The following is a 15718-nucleotide window of genomic DNA, read 5'->3' on the forward strand; positions in this document are numbered from 1 at the left end:
CCTCATGAGCCTCAGTCCTGCTCGTCCTCCGAGGCGTTCTCGGCCTCAGCCTCGGCCTCGGCGAGCCCGTTCCTGAGCACCGGACCCTCCTCCGGGGCGAGCGTGGCGAGGATGCGCTCCAGGTCCTCCAGGGAGGCGAAGTCGACGACGATCTTGCCCTTCTTCTGGCCCAGATCGACACGCACCCGGGTGTCGAACCGGTCGGAGAGGCGCGTGGCCAGACCGGTCAGAGCGGGGGAGAGGATCGTGCCGGCTCGGGGGCCCTTCGCCTTGGGCTTGCTCTGCGGCCGCGACCCCATCAGGGTCACGATCTCCTCCACGGCACGCACCGAGAGCCCCTCGGCCACGATGCGGTGGGCGAGCCTGTCCTGCTCCTCCGGGTCCTCCACGGCCAGCAGTGCCCGGGCATGGCCCGCGGAGAGAACACCGGCGGCGACCCGGCGCTGCACTGTCGCCGAGAGCTTGAGGAGCCGCAGCGTGTTGGAGACCTGCGGACGCGAACGCCCGATGCGGTCAGCCAACTGGTCGTGCGTGCAGTTGAAGTCCTTGAGCAGCTGGTCGTAGGCCGCGGCCTCTTCCAGCGGGTTCAGCTGGGCGCGGTGCAGGTTCTCCAGAAGCGCGTCCAGGAGGAGCTTGTCGTCCTCCGTCGCCCGCACGATCGCCGGGATGCGCTCCAGACCCGCCTCACGACAGGCCCGCCAGCGCCGCTCGCCCATGATGAGCTCGTAGCGCGCGGGTCCCAACTGCCGTACGACGACGGGCTGGAGGAGACCGACCTCCTTGATGGAGGTCACCAGCTCGGCGAGGGCGTCCTCGTCGAACACCTCGCGCGGCTGTCGCGGGTTGGGCTTGATGGAGTCGAGGGGAAGCTCCGCGAAGTGCGCTCCGGCCGGGCGCAGCGGCTCCTCGGCCACGGTGCCGTTGGCGGGCTCGTCCGTTTCCTGGGAAACGGGGTGCTGGGGAAGGGAGGCCACCTTCGCGGCCGCCACACCTCGCTCAGCCGTGAGCACCGGCACGGCCGAGGGCGAGGTGGAACCTCCACCCGCGGCGGGGGCCGCCGACTTCTCCGTAGGAGCCGCAGGGATCAGAGCGCCGAGGCCACGGCCCAGCCCTCTCCGTCGCTCGCTCACTGCATCCCCTCCGTCATGTTCTGCTGTTCGTTCTGGTTGCCCGCGTGGGCATGCTGCACGTCGTAGCGCACGCCGACTCCGCGCAGGGCGATCTCGCGTGCCGCCTCGAAGTACGACAGGGCACCGCTGGAGCCCGGATCATAGGTCAGCACGGTCTGGCCGTAGCTGGGCGCCTCGGAGATACGCACGGAGCGCGGGATGCTCGTGCGCAGCACCTCGTCGCCGAAGTGGTTGCGCACCTCGTCCGCCACCTGGGACGCCAGCCGGGTCCGGCCGTCGTACATGGTGAGCAGGATGGTCGACACATGCAGCAGCGGGTTGAGGTGCCCGCGCACCAGGTCGACGTTGCGCAGGAGCTGCCCCAGGCCCTCCAGTGCGTAGTACTCGCACTGGATCGGGATCAGTACCTCCGCGCCGGCGACCAGAGCGTTGACCGTCAACAGCCCCAGCGACGGCGGGCAGTCGATGAGGATGTAGTCCAACGGCTGGTCGTAGGCCTGGATCGCCCGCTGCAACCGGCTCTCCCGTGCCACCAGGGACACCAGCTCGATCTCCGCACCCGCGAGATCGATGGTCGCAGGGGCGCAGAAGAGGCCCTCGACGTCGGGGACGGGCTGGACGATTTCGGAGAGAGGCTTGCTCTCGACCAACACGTCGTAGATGGAGGGGACTTCGGCGTGATGGTCGACACCGAGGGCCGTGGACGCGTTGCCCTGCGGATCGAGGTCGATCACCAGAACGCGCGCGCCGTGCAGAGCGAGCGAAGCGGCAAGGTTGACGGTTGTCGTCGTCTTGCCCACCCCACCCTTCTGGTTGGCGACCACCATGACTCGGGTCTGATCCGGTCGCGGCAGGCCCTCGCCTGCACGGCCCAGGGCTTCCACCGCCAGCTGGGCGGCACGACCAATGGGGGTGTCGTCCATCGGGCTCGGTGTTTCACGTGAAACATCCTCCCCCGCCGACTCGGTACGGGGACCGGGGACCGGATCGGTCATCGGTCCCGCGATGTTGGCGTCGGACCGCAAGGATTCACTCTCCTCGACTTCAGGCTCGCAATGAACAGAGCCTCCCATGCTTTCGGGGTCGTGAACCAGCGAGGCCCGGTCTTCTGTGGACGAGTCCCCCTCTGTGGACAACTCCGTGCCCTTATCGAGGGAACCAAGCGGTCGGCGTTCCCGGGGTTCCGCAGCGCGGCCGCGGCTGATGATGCCATGCAGCAGTGAGCGACGTTTCACGTGAAACACGATGCACGGCGACCGGGGTGCCGCTGGTGCGACACCCCGGTATGCGTACGTTTGACAGCTTTTGTGGAGTACGGCTCGTCGTCAGGACGGATCAGCGACGGCGCCGCGTCCGCCCCACGCGTGCGGCCTTGGCCCGCTTGGCCGCGAAGCGCACACCACCCGGGCTCTCCCCGACCTCGACCCGCACCACGGTGGACAGCGGATCCACCACGCCCTCGCCCACCTGTACGACGGAGACGGACTCCGCACCGAGCTTGCTCAGGGCAGCGCCCGCCGCTTTGACCTCTTCCTCGGCGGTGTCGCCCTTGAGGGCCAGCATCTCGCCGTACGGACGCAGCAGCGGCACACCCCAGCCCGCGAGCCGGTCCAGCGGGGCCACGGCCCGTGCCGTCACCACATGGACGGGCGGCAGCTTGCCGAGGACTTCCTCGGCGCGGCCCCGGACGACCGTCACATGGTCGAGCCCGAGAAGCTCGACGACCTCGGTCAGGAAGTTCGTGCGACGCAGCAGCGGCTCAAGCAGCGTGATCTTCAGGTCCTCCCGGACCAGGGCGAGCGGGATACCGGGCAGCCCGGCGCCGGAACCCACATCGCACACCGTCACGCCCTCGGGGACCACCTCGGACAGCACCGCGCAGTTCAGCAGGTGCCGCTCCCACAGCCGGGGAACCTCGCGGGGGCCGATCAGGCCACGCTGCACTCCCGTCTCGGCCAGCAGCTCCGCATAACGGACCGCGTCCGGGAACCGCTCGCCGAAAACTGTCCGCGCCTGCTCCGGCGCCGGGGGGAGCTCCGCTGCCTCCGTCACGGGGACCGTCCTTCCGTACCGCACTGGGTTCGCTGACTATCAGGCTGACAAAGACCGGCCCCGTCTGCGGACAGACGGGGCCGGGGGAAACGCGTGTGATCAGGCGGGGAGGACCACGACGAAGCGCTGGGGCTCCTCGCCCTCGGACTCGCTGCGCAGGCCGGCGGCCTTGACCGCATCATGCACGACCTTGCGCTCGAAGGGCGTCATCGGCTTGAGCTTCACCGGCTCGCCGGAGCTCTTCGCGTCGGCCGCGGCGTTGGCCCCGAGCTCGGACAGCTCCTCACGCTTCTTCGCGCGGTAGCCCGCGATGTCCAGCATGAGGCGGCTGCGGTCGCCGGTCTCGCGGTGCACCGCGAGGCGGGTCAGCTCCTGGAGCGCCTCCAGGACCTCGCCGTCGCGGCCGACCAGCTTCTGCAGATCGCGGCTGCCGGCGTCGCTGATGATCGACACGGCGGCTCGGTCGGCCTCGACGTCCATGTCGATGTCGCCGTCGAGGTCGGCGATGTCCAGCAGACCCTCGAGGTAGTCCGCCGCGATCTCCCCCTCCTGCTCAAGGCGGGTCATGGTGTCGCCTGCCTCAGCAGCGGCGGAGGTGGTGGTGCCTTCCGTCACGGGATGGACTCCTTCTACTTCTTGGACGGGTGCTTGGGCCGCTGCTGGCCCTTGCGCTGCCCGGACTTGGCTTTGCTGCGGGTGCCCTGGCCGGGCTGCTGACCACCGGAGGCGCCGGGCTTGCCCTTGTTCCCCGCGTCCTTGGCCGCGGCGTCCTTGGGCTCCCCGGACGAGTCCTTGGTGGCCGAGGTGGCGGAACCGTCATCGGACTTGGTCAACGAGGTCTTGTCCCCGGGCTCCGCGTCCGTCTTCGCGGCTCCGGCGGTCGGGGCGGCCTGGCGCTTGGCCTTGCTCTGGCGCTTGGGCTGCTGCCGCTTGGGCGCGCCACCGGTGGCGGGGGCGCCGTCCTCGGTGGTGGTGACGGTGTCGCTGACCACCACGGTGCCGTCCGCCTGGGCTGCGAGACCCGCCTTGTTCAGGCCGTTGATGAACTTGCGCTCGTACTCGTTGCGGTCGCGGCCCTTGGCGACGATGGCCTTGATGGCGCGGGCCTGGCCGCGGCTGCGGGTCTTCTTGGCCTCCGCGACGTGCTTCTGCAGGCGCTCCAGGTATGCCGCCTGGGCCTTGGAGCCCGGGGTCGGGTTCTGCCGGATCACGTACATCTGCTGGCCCATGGTCCACACGTTGGTGGTCAGCCAGTAGACGAGGACACCGACGGGGAAGTTGATGCCGAAGACGGCGAACATGATGGGGAAGACGTACATCAGCATCTTCTGCTGCTGCATGAACGGCGTCTTCACCGTCGTGTCCACGTTCTTCGTCATCAGCTGGCGCTGGGTGAAGAACTGCGACGCCGACATCAGGATGATCATGAGCGCGGTCACGACGCGCACATCGGTCAGCGAGGCACCGAGGGAGGCGACCTTGTCGGCGCTGTCCGTGAACTTCACCGCGAGCGGGGCACCGAAGATGTGGGCGTCACGAGCGCTGTCGAGCAGCTGCTGGTCGATGACGCCGACCTTCTTGTTCGACGCGATGCCGTTGAGCACGTGGTACAGCGCGAAGAAGAACGGGGACTGCGCCAGGATGGGAAGGCACGAGGAGAGCGGGTTGGTACCCGACTCCTTGTACAGCTTCATCATCTCTTCGGACTGACGCTGCTTGTCGCTCTTGTAGCGTTCCTGGATCTTCTTCATCTCGGGCTGCAGCGTCTGCATGGCCCGGGTCGCCTTGATCTGCTTCACGAAGAGCGGGATCAGGCAGATGCGGATCAGGATCACCAGAGACACGATCGACAGGCCCCAGGCCCAGCCCGTGTCCGGGCCGAAGATCGCACCGTACAGCTTGTGGAACTGCACGATGACCCAGGAGACGGGTGTCGTGATGAAGCTGAAGAAACCGGCAATCGTGTCCACTAATCAAGCTCCTTGAGCATGGGACGGGGTCTCGGCGGCCGGGCTCGTGGGAGCCGGGGGAAGGTCTCCGGACGGCACGCCAGCGGCGGAGGGCCCGCCCTTGCGTTCGCGCCAGGCGGCGCGCAGCATCTCGTGCCACCGCGGGCGCTTGCGCGGCGGTACATGATCGACACCGCCGAGCGACCACGGATTGCACCGCAGAATGCGCCAGGCAGTGAGCGCTGTGCCCTTGACCGCGCCGTGCCGATCGATGGACAGATAGCCGTAGTGGGAGCACGACGGGTAGTACTTGCAGACTGGGCCGAGGAGTGGACTGATCGTCCACTGGTACAGCTTGATCAGCGCCAGCAGCGGGTACTTCATCGCGCGCCCCCTCCCAGCAGCCGCTCAAGGGCGGCATCCAGGTCTCGGGCCAGCTGTGCATGGTCGGCGTCGCCCGCGCCGGGCAACGCTCGTACGACTACCAGGCTACCGGGGGGCAACGAGGCCAGTCGGTCGCGCATGAGGTGGCGGAGTCTGCGCTTGACCGCGGTGCGGACCACGGCTCCACCCACGGCCTTGCTGACGACGAAACCCGCACGTGTCGGGGGAAGGCTCTCCCCCGACACGTGCGGGTCCGTTGCACCGCTACGTAGATGGACGACGAGAAGCGGGCGTCCGGCCCGACGACCCCGTCGTACCGCGGTCGCGAAGTCTTCGCGCCGCCTCAGCCGATGCTCGGTAGGCAGCACGACGTCATGACCTAATGCGCTTAGGCGGACAGGCGGGCGCGACCCTTGCTGCGGCGGGACGCCAGGACGGCGCGGCCGGCACGGGTGCGCATCCGCAGCCGGAAGCCGTGGGTCTTCGCGCGACGACGGTTGTTCGGCTGGAAGGTGCGCTTGCTCACTCGGGGGCTCCAGAAATGATGTGTGTGGTGGCGGGACATCGCCTGGCTGTCACCGTGCGCCCACGAGAAGCTCGCATACGCACCGAGTGCACCGCTTCACAATCACAGATCGTGATCTTTGCCCATCGGAGGCAGGCGGCAGCAGCCATCGACAACTCGACCTGGTTACGGTACGCGGGGCTACGCCATCCGGTCAAACCAGCCGTCATGGAGAGACACTGTGCACAGCCTGTGGACAACAACTTGAACCGCACCCGTCGCCCTGACTACCGTGGCTGAACTCCGTTTCGTTCCCTTCCCCCCGCCCCTGTCGACTTCCGTCCCTACCCGTCCCAAGAACCACACCTTCGTGGGACCTGTGAGAGAGCGTGCCCTGTGGCTGACGTACCTGCCGATCTTGCCGCAGTGTGGCCACGGGTTCTGGAACAACTTCTCGGAGAAGGGCGGGGGCAGGGGGTCGAGGCGAAGGACGAGCACTGGATCAAACGGTGCCAGCCGCTGGCCCTCGTCGCCGACACCGCCCTCCTCGCGGTGCCGAACGAGTTCGCCAAGGGCGTCCTGGAGGGCCGTCTCGCCCCCGTCGTCAGCGAGACGCTGAGCCGCGAGTGCGGCCGCCCGATCCGCATCGCCATCACGGTCGACGACTCCGTGGGCGAGCCGACCCCACCGGCACCCCCCGTCCAGCAGCAGCCCCGGCAGCAGCCGCGGTACGAGGAGCAGCCGTCCCGGTACGAGGACCAGTCCTCCCGGTACGAGGAGCGCCCGCCGCGGTACGAGGACCAGGAGCAGACCCCCTCCGGTCAGGGGCATGACACCTACGACGGCTACGGCCGCCGCCCCGCCGACGAGCACGGCGGCCGCCCCGACCAGCTCCCGACGGCCCGCCCCGCCTACCCGGACTACCAGCGCCCCGGCGCCTGGCCGCAGCAGCCCCAGGACGACTACGGCTGGCAGCAGCCCCGCCTCGGCTACCCCGAGCGCGACCCGTACGCGAACCCGCCGCAGCAGCCCCAGCACGACTACCGCCCGCAGCCCCCGCAGGACCGCGGGCCCTACGACCAGCAGCTCCCCGAGCGCCAGCAGCAGGACCGGCACGACCGCCGGGACCGGCACGGCATGCCCGACCCGTCCGGCGGCGCGGGCTCCGGCGAGCACGGCGGCACCGGGCGGCACGGGGGACAGGGCGGGCACGGCGGCCCCGTGGGCCGGGGCGGCACCCCGCTGCCCGCGTCGAGCGGCGCCCCCGGTCCGCTGGCCGCGCAGCCCGCGCCGGCGACGGGTCCCGGTGAGCCCACGGCGCGCCTGAACCCGAAGTACCTCTTCGACACCTTCGTCATCGGTGCCTCGAACCGGTTCGCGCACGCGGCCGCGGTCGCGGTGGCCGAGGCGCCCGCCAAGGCGTACAACCCGCTGTTCATCTACGGGGAGTCGGGACTCGGCAAAACGCATCTGCTGCACGCCATCGGGCACTATGCCCGCAGCCTGTACCCCGGCACGCGCGTGCGCTATGTGAGCTCCGAGGAGTTCACCAACGAGTTCATCAACTCCATCCGCGACGGCAAGGGCGACAGCTTTCGCAAGCGGTACCGCGAGATGGACATCCTGCTGGTCGACGACATCCAGTTCCTCGCGGACAAGGAGTCGACGCAGGAGGAGTTCTTCCACACGTTCAACACGCTCCACAACGCGAACAAGCAGATCGTGCTGTCCAGCGACCGGCCGCCCAAGCAGCTGGTGACTCTGGAGGACCGGCTGCGCAACCGCTTCGAGTGGGGTCTGATCACCGACGTCCAGCCGCCGGAGCTGGAGACCCGTATCGCCATCCTTCGTAAGAAGGCGGTGCAGGAGCAGCTCAACGCCCCGCCGGAGGTCCTGGAGTTCATCGCGTCCCGCATCTCGCGCAACATCCGCGAGCTGGAGGGCGCGCTGATCCGGGTCACGGCGTTCGCGTCGCTCAACCGGCAGCCGGTGGACCTCGGCCTGACGGAGATCGTCCTCAAGGACCTGATCCCTGGCGGCGAGGACGCGGCCCCGGAGATCACGGCGACGGCCATCATGGCGGCGACCGCGGACTACTTCGGCCTCACGGTGGACGACCTGTGCGGATCCTCGCGCAGCCGGGTCCTGGTGACGGCACGCCAGATCGCCATGTATCTCTGCCGGGAGCTGACCGATCTGTCGCTGCCCAAGATCGGCGCCCAGTTCGGCGGCCGCGACCACACGACCGTGATGCACGCCGACCGCAAGATCCGCGCGCTGATGGCCGAGCGCCGCTCGATCTACAACCAGGTCACCGAGCTGACCAACCGCATCAAGAACGGCTGACAGCCAAGGCCTTAGGCGACCTCTTACGCGGCCTCAGGGCGCTCCGGAGCATGTCCCGGAGCGCCCTTTTCGTTGTCCACGCGCGGTCCATGTGCGATCCACACGCGCGCGTCCAGGGCTGCCCAGACGCGCAGGTCCGGGGCTGCTCAGACGCGCAGAAACAGCGCCCACGCGCGCGTACCCACAGCTGTGCACGACGAAAAGCTCGTTGCGACCGCGACCTCCCCGACACCTGCCGTTCGAATACGGCTCGGCGCGAGCACGTTCTCCACAGATCTGTGGCCTTTGCGCCTTCCACACCCTGGGGACTGGAGAGTTGTCCAGATCGTGTCCACAGGGGACCCTGCTGAATGACCATCAGGCCAGGTCAGATGGTTGTGGATTCGTGGACGAACATTCTCCACAGACTGTGGATGAAGATCGTGTCCACAGGGCCGGTCGGAAGTTGTCCACCGGCGGCCCACAGGATCGGCCCTGTTGTCCCCAGCTTTTCCCAGCTTCCCCACAGGGCTGTCCACTGTTCGGCAACGCGACGCGCCCTCTCACCGGGACGAGTGAAAGGCGTCACACAAAGGTGCCGGGTTGGCCTGTGGGGAAGCTGGGTAAAGCTGGGGACAGGGCTGGGGAGAAGTACCCGCCTCCTGTGCATCGGGTGTGCAGAACTTTCGCCCGTCCACAGATTCACCGGGTTGTCCACCGCCGCCGCCCACAGGACCGGTGGACAAAAAACGGGCTTTGACCTGCGGATTCGCGGTTATCCACGGTTTCCACAGGCCCTACTACTACTGCCCCCTAGAGTCACCTGGGAATCCGTTTCGAAGTTGGGGCTGTGCACAACTCGCGGCCCGGCCCTCGGCGACCTCTCGGCACGACTTGACCCCGACGGGCACCAGCTGTCAGTGCGGTGCGTCAGACTGGTCCCCAGTGCCAGCAACAGCAGGAGGGCGGCTAAGTGAAGATCCGGGTGGAACGCGACGTACTCGCGGAGGCGGTGGCGTGGGCGGCACGCAGCCTCCCGGCTCGGCCGCCAGCGCCCGTCCTCGCGGGCCTGCTGCTGAAGGCCGAGGAGGGCGCCCTCTCCCTGTCCAGCTTCGACTACGAGGTCTCGGCCCGTGTCTCCGTGGACGCCGAGGTCGACGAGGAGGGCACGGTCCTCGTCTCCGGCCGTCTGCTCGCCGACATCTGCCGCGCCCTGCCCAACCGCCCGGTGGAGATCTCCACAGACGGTGTACGGGCGACGGTGGTCTGCGGCTCCTCGCGATTCACACTCCACACCCTCCCTGTGGAGGAGTACCCGGCGCTGCCGCAGATGCCCACGGCGACCGGCACGGTCCCCGGTGAGGTCTTCGCCGCCGCCGCGAACCAGGTGGCGATCGCCGCGGGCCGCGACGACACCCTCCCGGTGCTCACGGGTGTGCGCATCGAGATCGAGGGCGACAAGGTCACCCTGGCGTCCACTGACCGCTACCGCTTCGCGGTCCGCGAGTTCCTGTGGAAGCCGGAGGACCCGGAGGCCTCCGCGGTCGCCCTTGTGCCCGCCAAGACGCTCCAGGACACCGCCAAGGCCCTCACGAGCGGCGACACGGTCACCCTGGCGCTCTCCGGCTCCGGCGCGGGCGAGGGCCTGATCGGCTTCGAGGGCGCGGGCCGTCGCACGACCACGCGTCTGCTGGAAGGCGACCTGCCGAAGTACCGCTCGCTGTTCCCGACCGAGTTCAACTCGGTCGCCGTCATCGAAACGGCCCCCTTCGTGGAGGCCGTCAAGCGTGTGGCCCTCGTCGCCGAGCGGAACACGCCGGTGCGGCTCAGCTTCGAGCAGGGCGTGCTCATCCTGGAGGCCGGTTCCAGCGACGACGCACAGGCTGTGGAGAGGGTCGACGCCCAGTTGGAGGGTGACGACGTCTCGATCGCCTTCAACCCGACGTTCCTGCTCGACGGCCTGAGCGCGATCGACTCCCCGGTCGCCCAGCTCTCGTTCACGACGTCCACGAAGCCCGCGCTCCTGAGCGGCAAGCCCGCCCTCGACGCCGAGTCCGACGACGCGTACAAGTACCTGATCATGCCCGTACGTCTGAGCGGCTGAGCCCACAGGTGTGTGGCCGCGTCCGGGCGTAGGCTCGGACGCGGGTACGAAAGTGCCGCGGGTACGTATGCCGCTCGACGACGAGCGGCGGCGACGTGCCTTCACGCCACATCGCTAGTTAGGAACGCACTGATGGAGCTCGGTCTCGTCGGTCTCGGCAAGATGGGCGGCAACATGCGCGAGCGCATCCGCCGCGCAGGCCACACCGTCATCGGATTCGACCGCAACCCGGACCTCGCGGATGTCCACAGCCTCGAAGAGCTTGTGGGCAGGCTCAAGGGCCCGCGCGTCGTGTGGGTGATGGTCCCGGCCGGAGCCGCGACGCAGTCCACCATCGACGAGCTCGGCGAGCTCCTGCAGCCCGGCGACGTCGTCGTGGACGGCGGCAACTCGCGCTGGACGGACGACGAGAAGCACGCCGAGGAGCTGGCGGCCAAGGGCATCGGCTTCGTCGACTGCGGCGTCTCCGGCGGCGTCTGGGGCCTGCAGAACGGCTACGCGCTGATGTACGGCGGCGACAAGGAGAACGTCGCCAAGGTGCAGCCGGTCTTCGACGCGCTCAAGCCGGAGGGCGACTTCGGCTCCGTGCACGCGGGCAAGGTCGGCGCGGGCCACTTCGCGAAGATGGTCCACAACGGCATCGAGTACGCGATGATGCAGGCCTACGCCGAGGGCTGGGAGCTCCTGGAGGCCGTGGACTCGGTCACCGACGTCCGTGAGGTCTTCCGCTCCTGGCAGGAGGGCACGGTCATCCGGTCCTGGCTGCTCGACCTCGCGGTCAACGCCCTCGACGACGACGAGCACCTGGACAAGCTGCGCGGCTTCGCGCAGGACTCCGGAGAGGGCCGCTGGACGGTGGAGGCGGCGATCGACAACGCCGTGCCGCTGCCCGCGATCACCGCGTCCCTGTTCGCCCGGTTCGCCTCGCGCCAGGAGGACTCCCCGCAGATGAAGATGATCGCCGCGCTGCGCAACCAGTTCGGCGGCCACGCGGTCGAGTCCAAGAGCGAGCACTGATCCACAGCCCGTACGGTTCCTTGTCCACAGCCTGTGTGGAGCGGCGAGGGACCGACAGCAAGTGAAGTAGGCCGGGGGAGGTCGGCGCACACCATGCACGTCACGCATCTGTCGCTGGCCGACTTCCGCTCGTACGCCCGGGTCGAGGTCCCGCTCGACCCGGGCGTCACCGCGTTCGTGGGCCCGAACGGCCAGGGCAAGACCAACCTCGTCGAGGCCGTCGGCTACCTCGCCACCCTCGGCAGCCACCGGGTCTCCTCGGACGCCCCCCTGGTCCGCATGGGCGCCGACCGCGCCGTCATCCGGGCCGCCGTCCGGCAGGGCGAGCGCCAGCAGCTCATCGAGCTCGAACTGAACCCCGGCAAGGCCAACCGCGCCCGCATCAACAGGTCCTCGCAGGTCAGGCCCCGTGACGTGCTCGGCATCGTGCGCACCGTCCTGTTCGCGCCCGAGGACCTGGCGCTGATCAAGGGCGATCCCGGGGAGCGGCGGCGGTTCCTCGACGAGCTGATCACCGCGCGCTCCCCGCGCATGGCGGGCGTCCGCTCCGACTACGACCGCGTGCTCAAGCAGCGCAACACCCTCCTGAAGTCGGCCGCCCTCGCCCGCCGCCACGGCGGCCGCTCCATGGACCTGTCCACACTCGACGTGTGGGACCAGCACCTCGCCCGCGCGGGCGCCGAGCTGCTCGCCCAGCGCCTCGACCTGATCTCCGCGCTCCAGCCGCTGGCCGACAAGGCGTACGAGCAGCTGGCGCCCGGCGGCGGCCCCGTGGCGCTCGACTACAAACCCTCCTCGCCTGAAATCGTCGGCCACGCGCGCGAGGAGCTGTACGAGCAGCTGACCGCCGCCCTCGTGGAGGCCCGCAAGCAGGAGATCGAGCGGGGCGTGACGCTGGTCGGGCCGCACCGCGACGAACTACTGCTCAAACTTGGCCAGCTTCCCGCGAAGGGTTACGCGAGCCACGGCGAGTCCTGGTCGTACGCCCTCGCGCTGCGCCTCGCCTCGTACGACCTGCTCCGGGCCGAGGGCAACGAGCCGGTGCTCGTCCTCGACGACGTCTTCGCCGAGCTGGACGCGCGCCGCAGGGAACGGCTCGCGGAGCTGGTGGCGCCCGGCGAGCAGGTCCTTGTGACGGCGGCCGTGGACGACGACGTGCCGGGCGTCCTGACGGGCGTGCGGTACTCCGTGGCCGAGGGCGCGGTGGAGCGCGTATGACCGGCAAGGAGCCGGAACGCGACGCCCCGAAGACGGGCGAGACCGCGCACGCGCCCGCCGCCCCGGACGCCCCCAAGACCCCCGAGCCCTCCGGCGTGGACCTCGCCCGCGTCGCCCTGCGCGCCGCCAAGGAGCAGGCACGCGCGCGAGGGGACGCGACGCAGCAGAAGAAGCAGGCCCGCCGCGGCGGACTGCGCTCCGGCGCGCGGGCGGACGGGCGCGACCCGCTGCCCCTCGGCTCCGCCATCAACCGCCTCATCACCGAGCGCGGCTGGGAGACCCCGGCCGCCGTGGGCGGTGTGATGGGCCGCTGGCCGCAGATCGTCGGCGACGACCTGGCCAAGCACTGCGTACCGCAGCGGTACGACGAGAACGAGCGGGTCCTGACCGTGCAGTGCGACTCCACGGCCTGGGCGACGAACCTGCGCCTGCTGGCTCCGCAGCTGGTCGCGCGCCTCAACGAGGACCTGGGCCACGGCACCGTACGCATCATCAAGGTGCTCGGTCCCGGGGGCCCCGCGCACCGCTTCGGACCCCTGCGCGCCCCCGGCAGCACGGGTCCCGGCGACACCTACGGATGACGTGATCCGGACCGTAGCTGGTGGTTGACCTCCCGAAGCGCTGAGTGCCGCTGTGAGCCTCTGGGACCCCGGGGCCGCATATGGGGAGTCGGCTGATGCCGGTTCAGGGCGGCACATGCGGACTCAGGCACCGGCAAACCCCCATCACTGTCAGCGCTACCGGTAGACTGGAAGCTAATCCCGCCCCAAGCGTGGGGAGCGACGGGAGAAGCTGAGCAAGAGCTGAACCAGGCTTACCAACGCAACACGCCGCAGCCGCTCCGGCGAGCGCCGGGAGCTTGGCTTGTGCTGTGCCAGAAAGGGCGCTTCGTGGCCGATTCCGGCAACCCCAACGAGAACATCCCGTCCACTGCCGCCGGCGCCGCCGGCGAGGTCCCCCCGGAGACGCAGGCAGCCGCCGCGACCTCCGGAGAGGGCGCCTCGTCGTACGACGCCAGCGCCATCACCGTCCTCGAGGGTCTGGACGCGGTCCGCAAGCGGCCCGGCATGTACATCGGCTCGACCGGTGAGCGTGGTCTGCATCACTTGGTCCAGGAAGTCGTCGACAACTCCGTGGACGAGGCCCTGGCCGGCCACGCCGACACCATCGACGTCACGATCCTCGCCGACGGCGGCGTACGCGTGATCGACAACGGCCGCGGCATCCCGGTGGGCATCCACCCCGTGGAGAAGAAGCCGGCCGTCGAGGTCGTGCTCACCGTGCTGCACGCGGGCGGCAAGTTCGGCGGCGGCGGGTACGCCGTCTCCGGTGGTCTGCACGGCGTGGGTGTCTCCGTGGTGAACGCCCTCTCCACGAAGCTGTCCGTCGAGATCAGGACCGACGGCTATCGCTGGACGCAGGACTACAAGGGCGGTGCCCCCACGGCCCCCCTGGAGCGGCACGAGGCCACCGAGGAGACGGGCACGACCGTCACCTTCTGGGCCGACGGCGACATCTTCGAGACCACCGAGTACTCCTTCGAGACGCTCGCGCGGCGCTTCCAGGAGATGGCCTTCCTCAACAAGGGCCTGACGATCAAGCTGACCGACGAGCGGGAGTCCGCGAAGGCCACGGCGGGCGCCGACTCCGCCGAGGCCAGCGACGACACCGTCGAAGAGGTCCGCACGGTCACGTACCACTACGAGGGCGGCATCGTCGACTTCGTGACGTACCTCAACTCCCGCAAGGGCGAGGTCGTCCACCCGACCGTCATCGACGTCGAGGCCGAGGACAAGGAGCGCATGCTCTCGGTCGAGATCGCGATGCAGTGGAACTCTCAGTACAGCGAAGGCGTTTACTCCTTTGCCAACACCATCCACACGCACGAGGGCGGCACCCACGAAGAGGGCTTCCGCGCCGCGCTGACCGGCCTCGTCAACCGGTACGCGCGCGACAAGAAGCTGCTCCGCGAGAAGGACGACAACCTCACGGGTGAGGACATCCGCGAGGGTCTGACCGCGATCATCTCGGTGAAGCTCGGCGAGCCGCAGTTCGAGGGCCAGACCAAGACGAAGCTCGGCAACACCGAGGCGAAGACCTTCGTCCAGAAGGTCGTGCACGAGCACCTGACGGACTGGTTCGACCGCAACCCGAACGAGGCCGCGGACATCATCCGCAAGGGCATCCAGGCCGCCACCGCGCGCGTGGCCGCCCGCAAGGCGCGCGACCTCACGCGCCGCAAGGGCCTCCTGGAGACCGCGTCCCTGCCGGGCAAGCTCTCCGACTGCCAGTCGAACGACCCGACGAAGTGCGAGATCTTCATCGTCGAGGGTGACTCCGCCGGTGGCTCCGCCAAGTCCGGCCGTAACCCGCAGTACCAGGCCATCCTGCCCATCCGCGGCAAGATCCTGAACGTCGAGAAGGCCCGCGTCGACAAGATCCTGCAGAACCAGGAGATCCAGGCGCTGATCTCGGCCTTCGGCACCGGAGTCCACGAGGACTTCGACATCGAGAAGCTCCGCTATCACAAGATCATCCTGATGGCGGACGCCGACGTCGACGGCCAGCACATCAACACCCTGCTCCTGACGTTCCTGTTCCGCTTCATGCGGCCGCTCGTCGAGGCCGGGCACGTCTACCTGTCCCGCCCGCCCCTGTACAAGATCAAGTGGTCCCGGGACGACTTCCAGTACGCGTACTCGGACCGCGAGCGCGACGCGCTCATCGAGCTCGGCCGCCAGAACGGCAAGCGCATCCGCGAGGACTCGGTCCAGCGCTTCAAGGGTCTCGGTGAGATGAACGCCGAGGAGCTGCGCATCACGACCATGGACCAGGAGCACCGGGTGCTCGGCCTGGTCACGCTCGACGACGCCGCGCAGGCCGACGACCTGTTCTCGGTCCTCATGGGCGAGGACGTCGAGGCGCGCCGCTCGTTCATCCAGCGCAACGCCAAGGACGTCCGCTTCCTCGACATCTGAGCCGGTCAGGCACTCGAAGTCGCCGACTGCCGACTACTGACTGCTGACCGCACCGA

The 15718-nt window shown here is 69.0% G+C and carries 14 protein-coding genes; 6 read left to right on the forward strand and 8 right to left on the reverse strand.

Annotated elements, in window-relative coordinates; all coding sequences use genetic code 11:
- Window positions 1–11: 11 nt before the first annotated feature.
- The 8 genes from ACZ6AA_RS13135 to rpmH all read right to left on the reverse strand — a co-directional run bounded on the left by ACZ6AA_RS13135 (window position 12) and on the right by rpmH (window position 6041).
- Window positions 12–1130: a ParB/RepB/Spo0J family partition protein gene (locus ACZ6AA_RS13135; RefSeq protein WP_468453889.1), complete on the reverse strand. Its 1119-nt coding sequence runs from the start codon at window positions 1128–1130 to the stop codon at window positions 12–14.
- Entirely contained in the window at window positions 1127–2203 is a 1077-nt protein-coding gene (locus tag ACZ6AA_RS13140; protein WP_468454301.1) for a ParA family protein, read from the reverse strand. The genes ACZ6AA_RS13135 and ACZ6AA_RS13140 overlap by 4 nt, the downstream gene beginning before the upstream one ends.
- 262 nt (window positions 2204–2465) lie before the next feature.
- Window positions 2466–3182 (reverse strand): 16S rRNA (guanine(527)-N(7))-methyltransferase RsmG, encoded by a 717-nt coding sequence (gene rsmG, locus ACZ6AA_RS13145; protein WP_289948484.1) that lies wholly within the window; start codon window positions 3180–3182, stop codon window positions 2466–2468.
- Window positions 3183–3281: 99 nt separating this feature from the next.
- Window positions 3282–3797, reverse strand: coding sequence for a Jag family protein (locus ACZ6AA_RS13150; protein ID WP_030357764.1), 516 nt, complete (start codon window positions 3795–3797; stop codon window positions 3282–3284).
- Between the two features lie 14 nt (window positions 3798–3811).
- Window positions 3812–5152 carry a membrane protein insertase YidC gene (gene yidC / locus ACZ6AA_RS13155; protein ID WP_468453891.1) on the reverse strand — a complete coding sequence of 447 codons (1341 nt, stop codon included), beginning with the start codon at window positions 5150–5152 and terminating at the stop codon, window positions 3812–3814.
- 3 nt (window positions 5153–5155) lie between these two features.
- The gene (gene yidD / locus ACZ6AA_RS13160; RefSeq protein ID WP_468453893.1) at window positions 5156–5515 is read right to left on the reverse strand and encodes a membrane protein insertion efficiency factor YidD; all 360 of its coding nucleotides are present in this window, start codon (window positions 5513–5515) and stop codon (window positions 5156–5158) included.
- Entirely contained in the window at window positions 5512–5883 is a 372-nt protein-coding gene (rnpA, locus tag ACZ6AA_RS13165) for a ribonuclease P protein component (RefSeq protein ID WP_078619017.1), read from the reverse strand. The genes yidD and rnpA overlap by 4 nt, the downstream gene beginning before the upstream one ends.
- 20 nt (window positions 5884–5903) lie before the next feature.
- The gene (gene rpmH, locus ACZ6AA_RS13170) at window positions 5904–6041 is read right to left on the reverse strand and encodes a 50S ribosomal protein L34 (RefSeq protein WP_016644655.1); all 138 of its coding nucleotides are present in this window, start codon (window positions 6039–6041) and stop codon (window positions 5904–5906) included.
- A 375-nt stretch (window positions 6042–6416) separates the two neighbouring features.
- On the opposite strand from rpmH, the gene dnaA reads away from it, so the two are divergent.
- From dnaA to gyrB, 6 genes are all read left to right on the forward strand, one after another.
- A complete protein-coding gene (gene dnaA / locus ACZ6AA_RS13175; protein ID WP_468481471.1) occupies window positions 6417–8366 on the forward strand; it encodes a chromosomal replication initiator protein DnaA in 1950 nt (649 codons plus the stop codon).
- A gap of 952 nt (window positions 8367–9318) precedes the next feature.
- Window positions 9319–10449 carry a DNA polymerase III subunit beta gene (dnaN, locus tag ACZ6AA_RS13180; protein WP_468453898.1) on the forward strand — a complete coding sequence of 377 codons (1131 nt, stop codon included), beginning with the start codon at window positions 9319–9321 and terminating at the stop codon, window positions 10447–10449.
- 132 nt (window positions 10450–10581) lie between these two features.
- On the forward strand, window positions 10582–11466 hold the full coding sequence (gnd, locus tag ACZ6AA_RS13185; protein WP_468453900.1) for a phosphogluconate dehydrogenase (NAD(+)-dependent, decarboxylating): 885 nt from the start codon (window positions 10582–10584) through the stop codon (window positions 11464–11466).
- Between the two features lie 93 nt (window positions 11467–11559).
- On the forward strand, window positions 11560–12684 hold the full coding sequence (gene recF / locus ACZ6AA_RS13190; protein ID WP_468481472.1) for a DNA replication/repair protein RecF: 1125 nt from the start codon (window positions 11560–11562) through the stop codon (window positions 12682–12684).
- The gene (locus ACZ6AA_RS13195) at window positions 12681–13265 is read left to right on the forward strand and encodes a DciA family protein (RefSeq protein WP_468453904.1); all 585 of its coding nucleotides are present in this window, start codon (window positions 12681–12683) and stop codon (window positions 13263–13265) included. Before recF ends, ACZ6AA_RS13195 begins: the two co-directional genes overlap by 4 nt.
- A gap of 285 nt (window positions 13266–13550) precedes the next feature.
- Window positions 13551–15662 carry a DNA topoisomerase (ATP-hydrolyzing) subunit B gene (gene gyrB / locus ACZ6AA_RS13200; protein ID WP_468453906.1) on the forward strand — a complete coding sequence of 704 codons (2112 nt, stop codon included), beginning with the start codon at window positions 13551–13553 and terminating at the stop codon, window positions 15660–15662.
- The last annotated feature ends 56 nt before the right edge of the window (window positions 15663–15718 follow it).

Source organism: Streptomyces sp. NPDC040610, from assembly GCF_055594065.1.

Coding starts and splice junctions, on each gene's coding strand:
- ACZ6AA_RS13195 (WP_468453904.1), top strand. CDS start 12,681: ATGACCGGCAAGGAGCCGGAACGCGACGCCCCGAAGACGGGCGAGACC.
- yidD (WP_468453893.1), bottom strand. CDS start 5,515: ATGAAGTACCCGCTGCTGGCGCTGATCAAGCTGTACCAGTGGACGATC.
- recF (WP_468481472.1), top strand. CDS start 11,560: ATGCACGTCACGCATCTGTCGCTGGCCGACTTCCGCTCGTACGCCCGG.
- ACZ6AA_RS13140 (WP_468454301.1), bottom strand. CDS start 2,203: ATGGGAGGCTCTGTTCATTGCGAGCCTGAAGTCGAGGAGAGTGAATCC.
- gnd (WP_468453900.1), top strand. CDS start 10,582: ATGGAGCTCGGTCTCGTCGGTCTCGGCAAGATGGGCGGCAACATGCGC.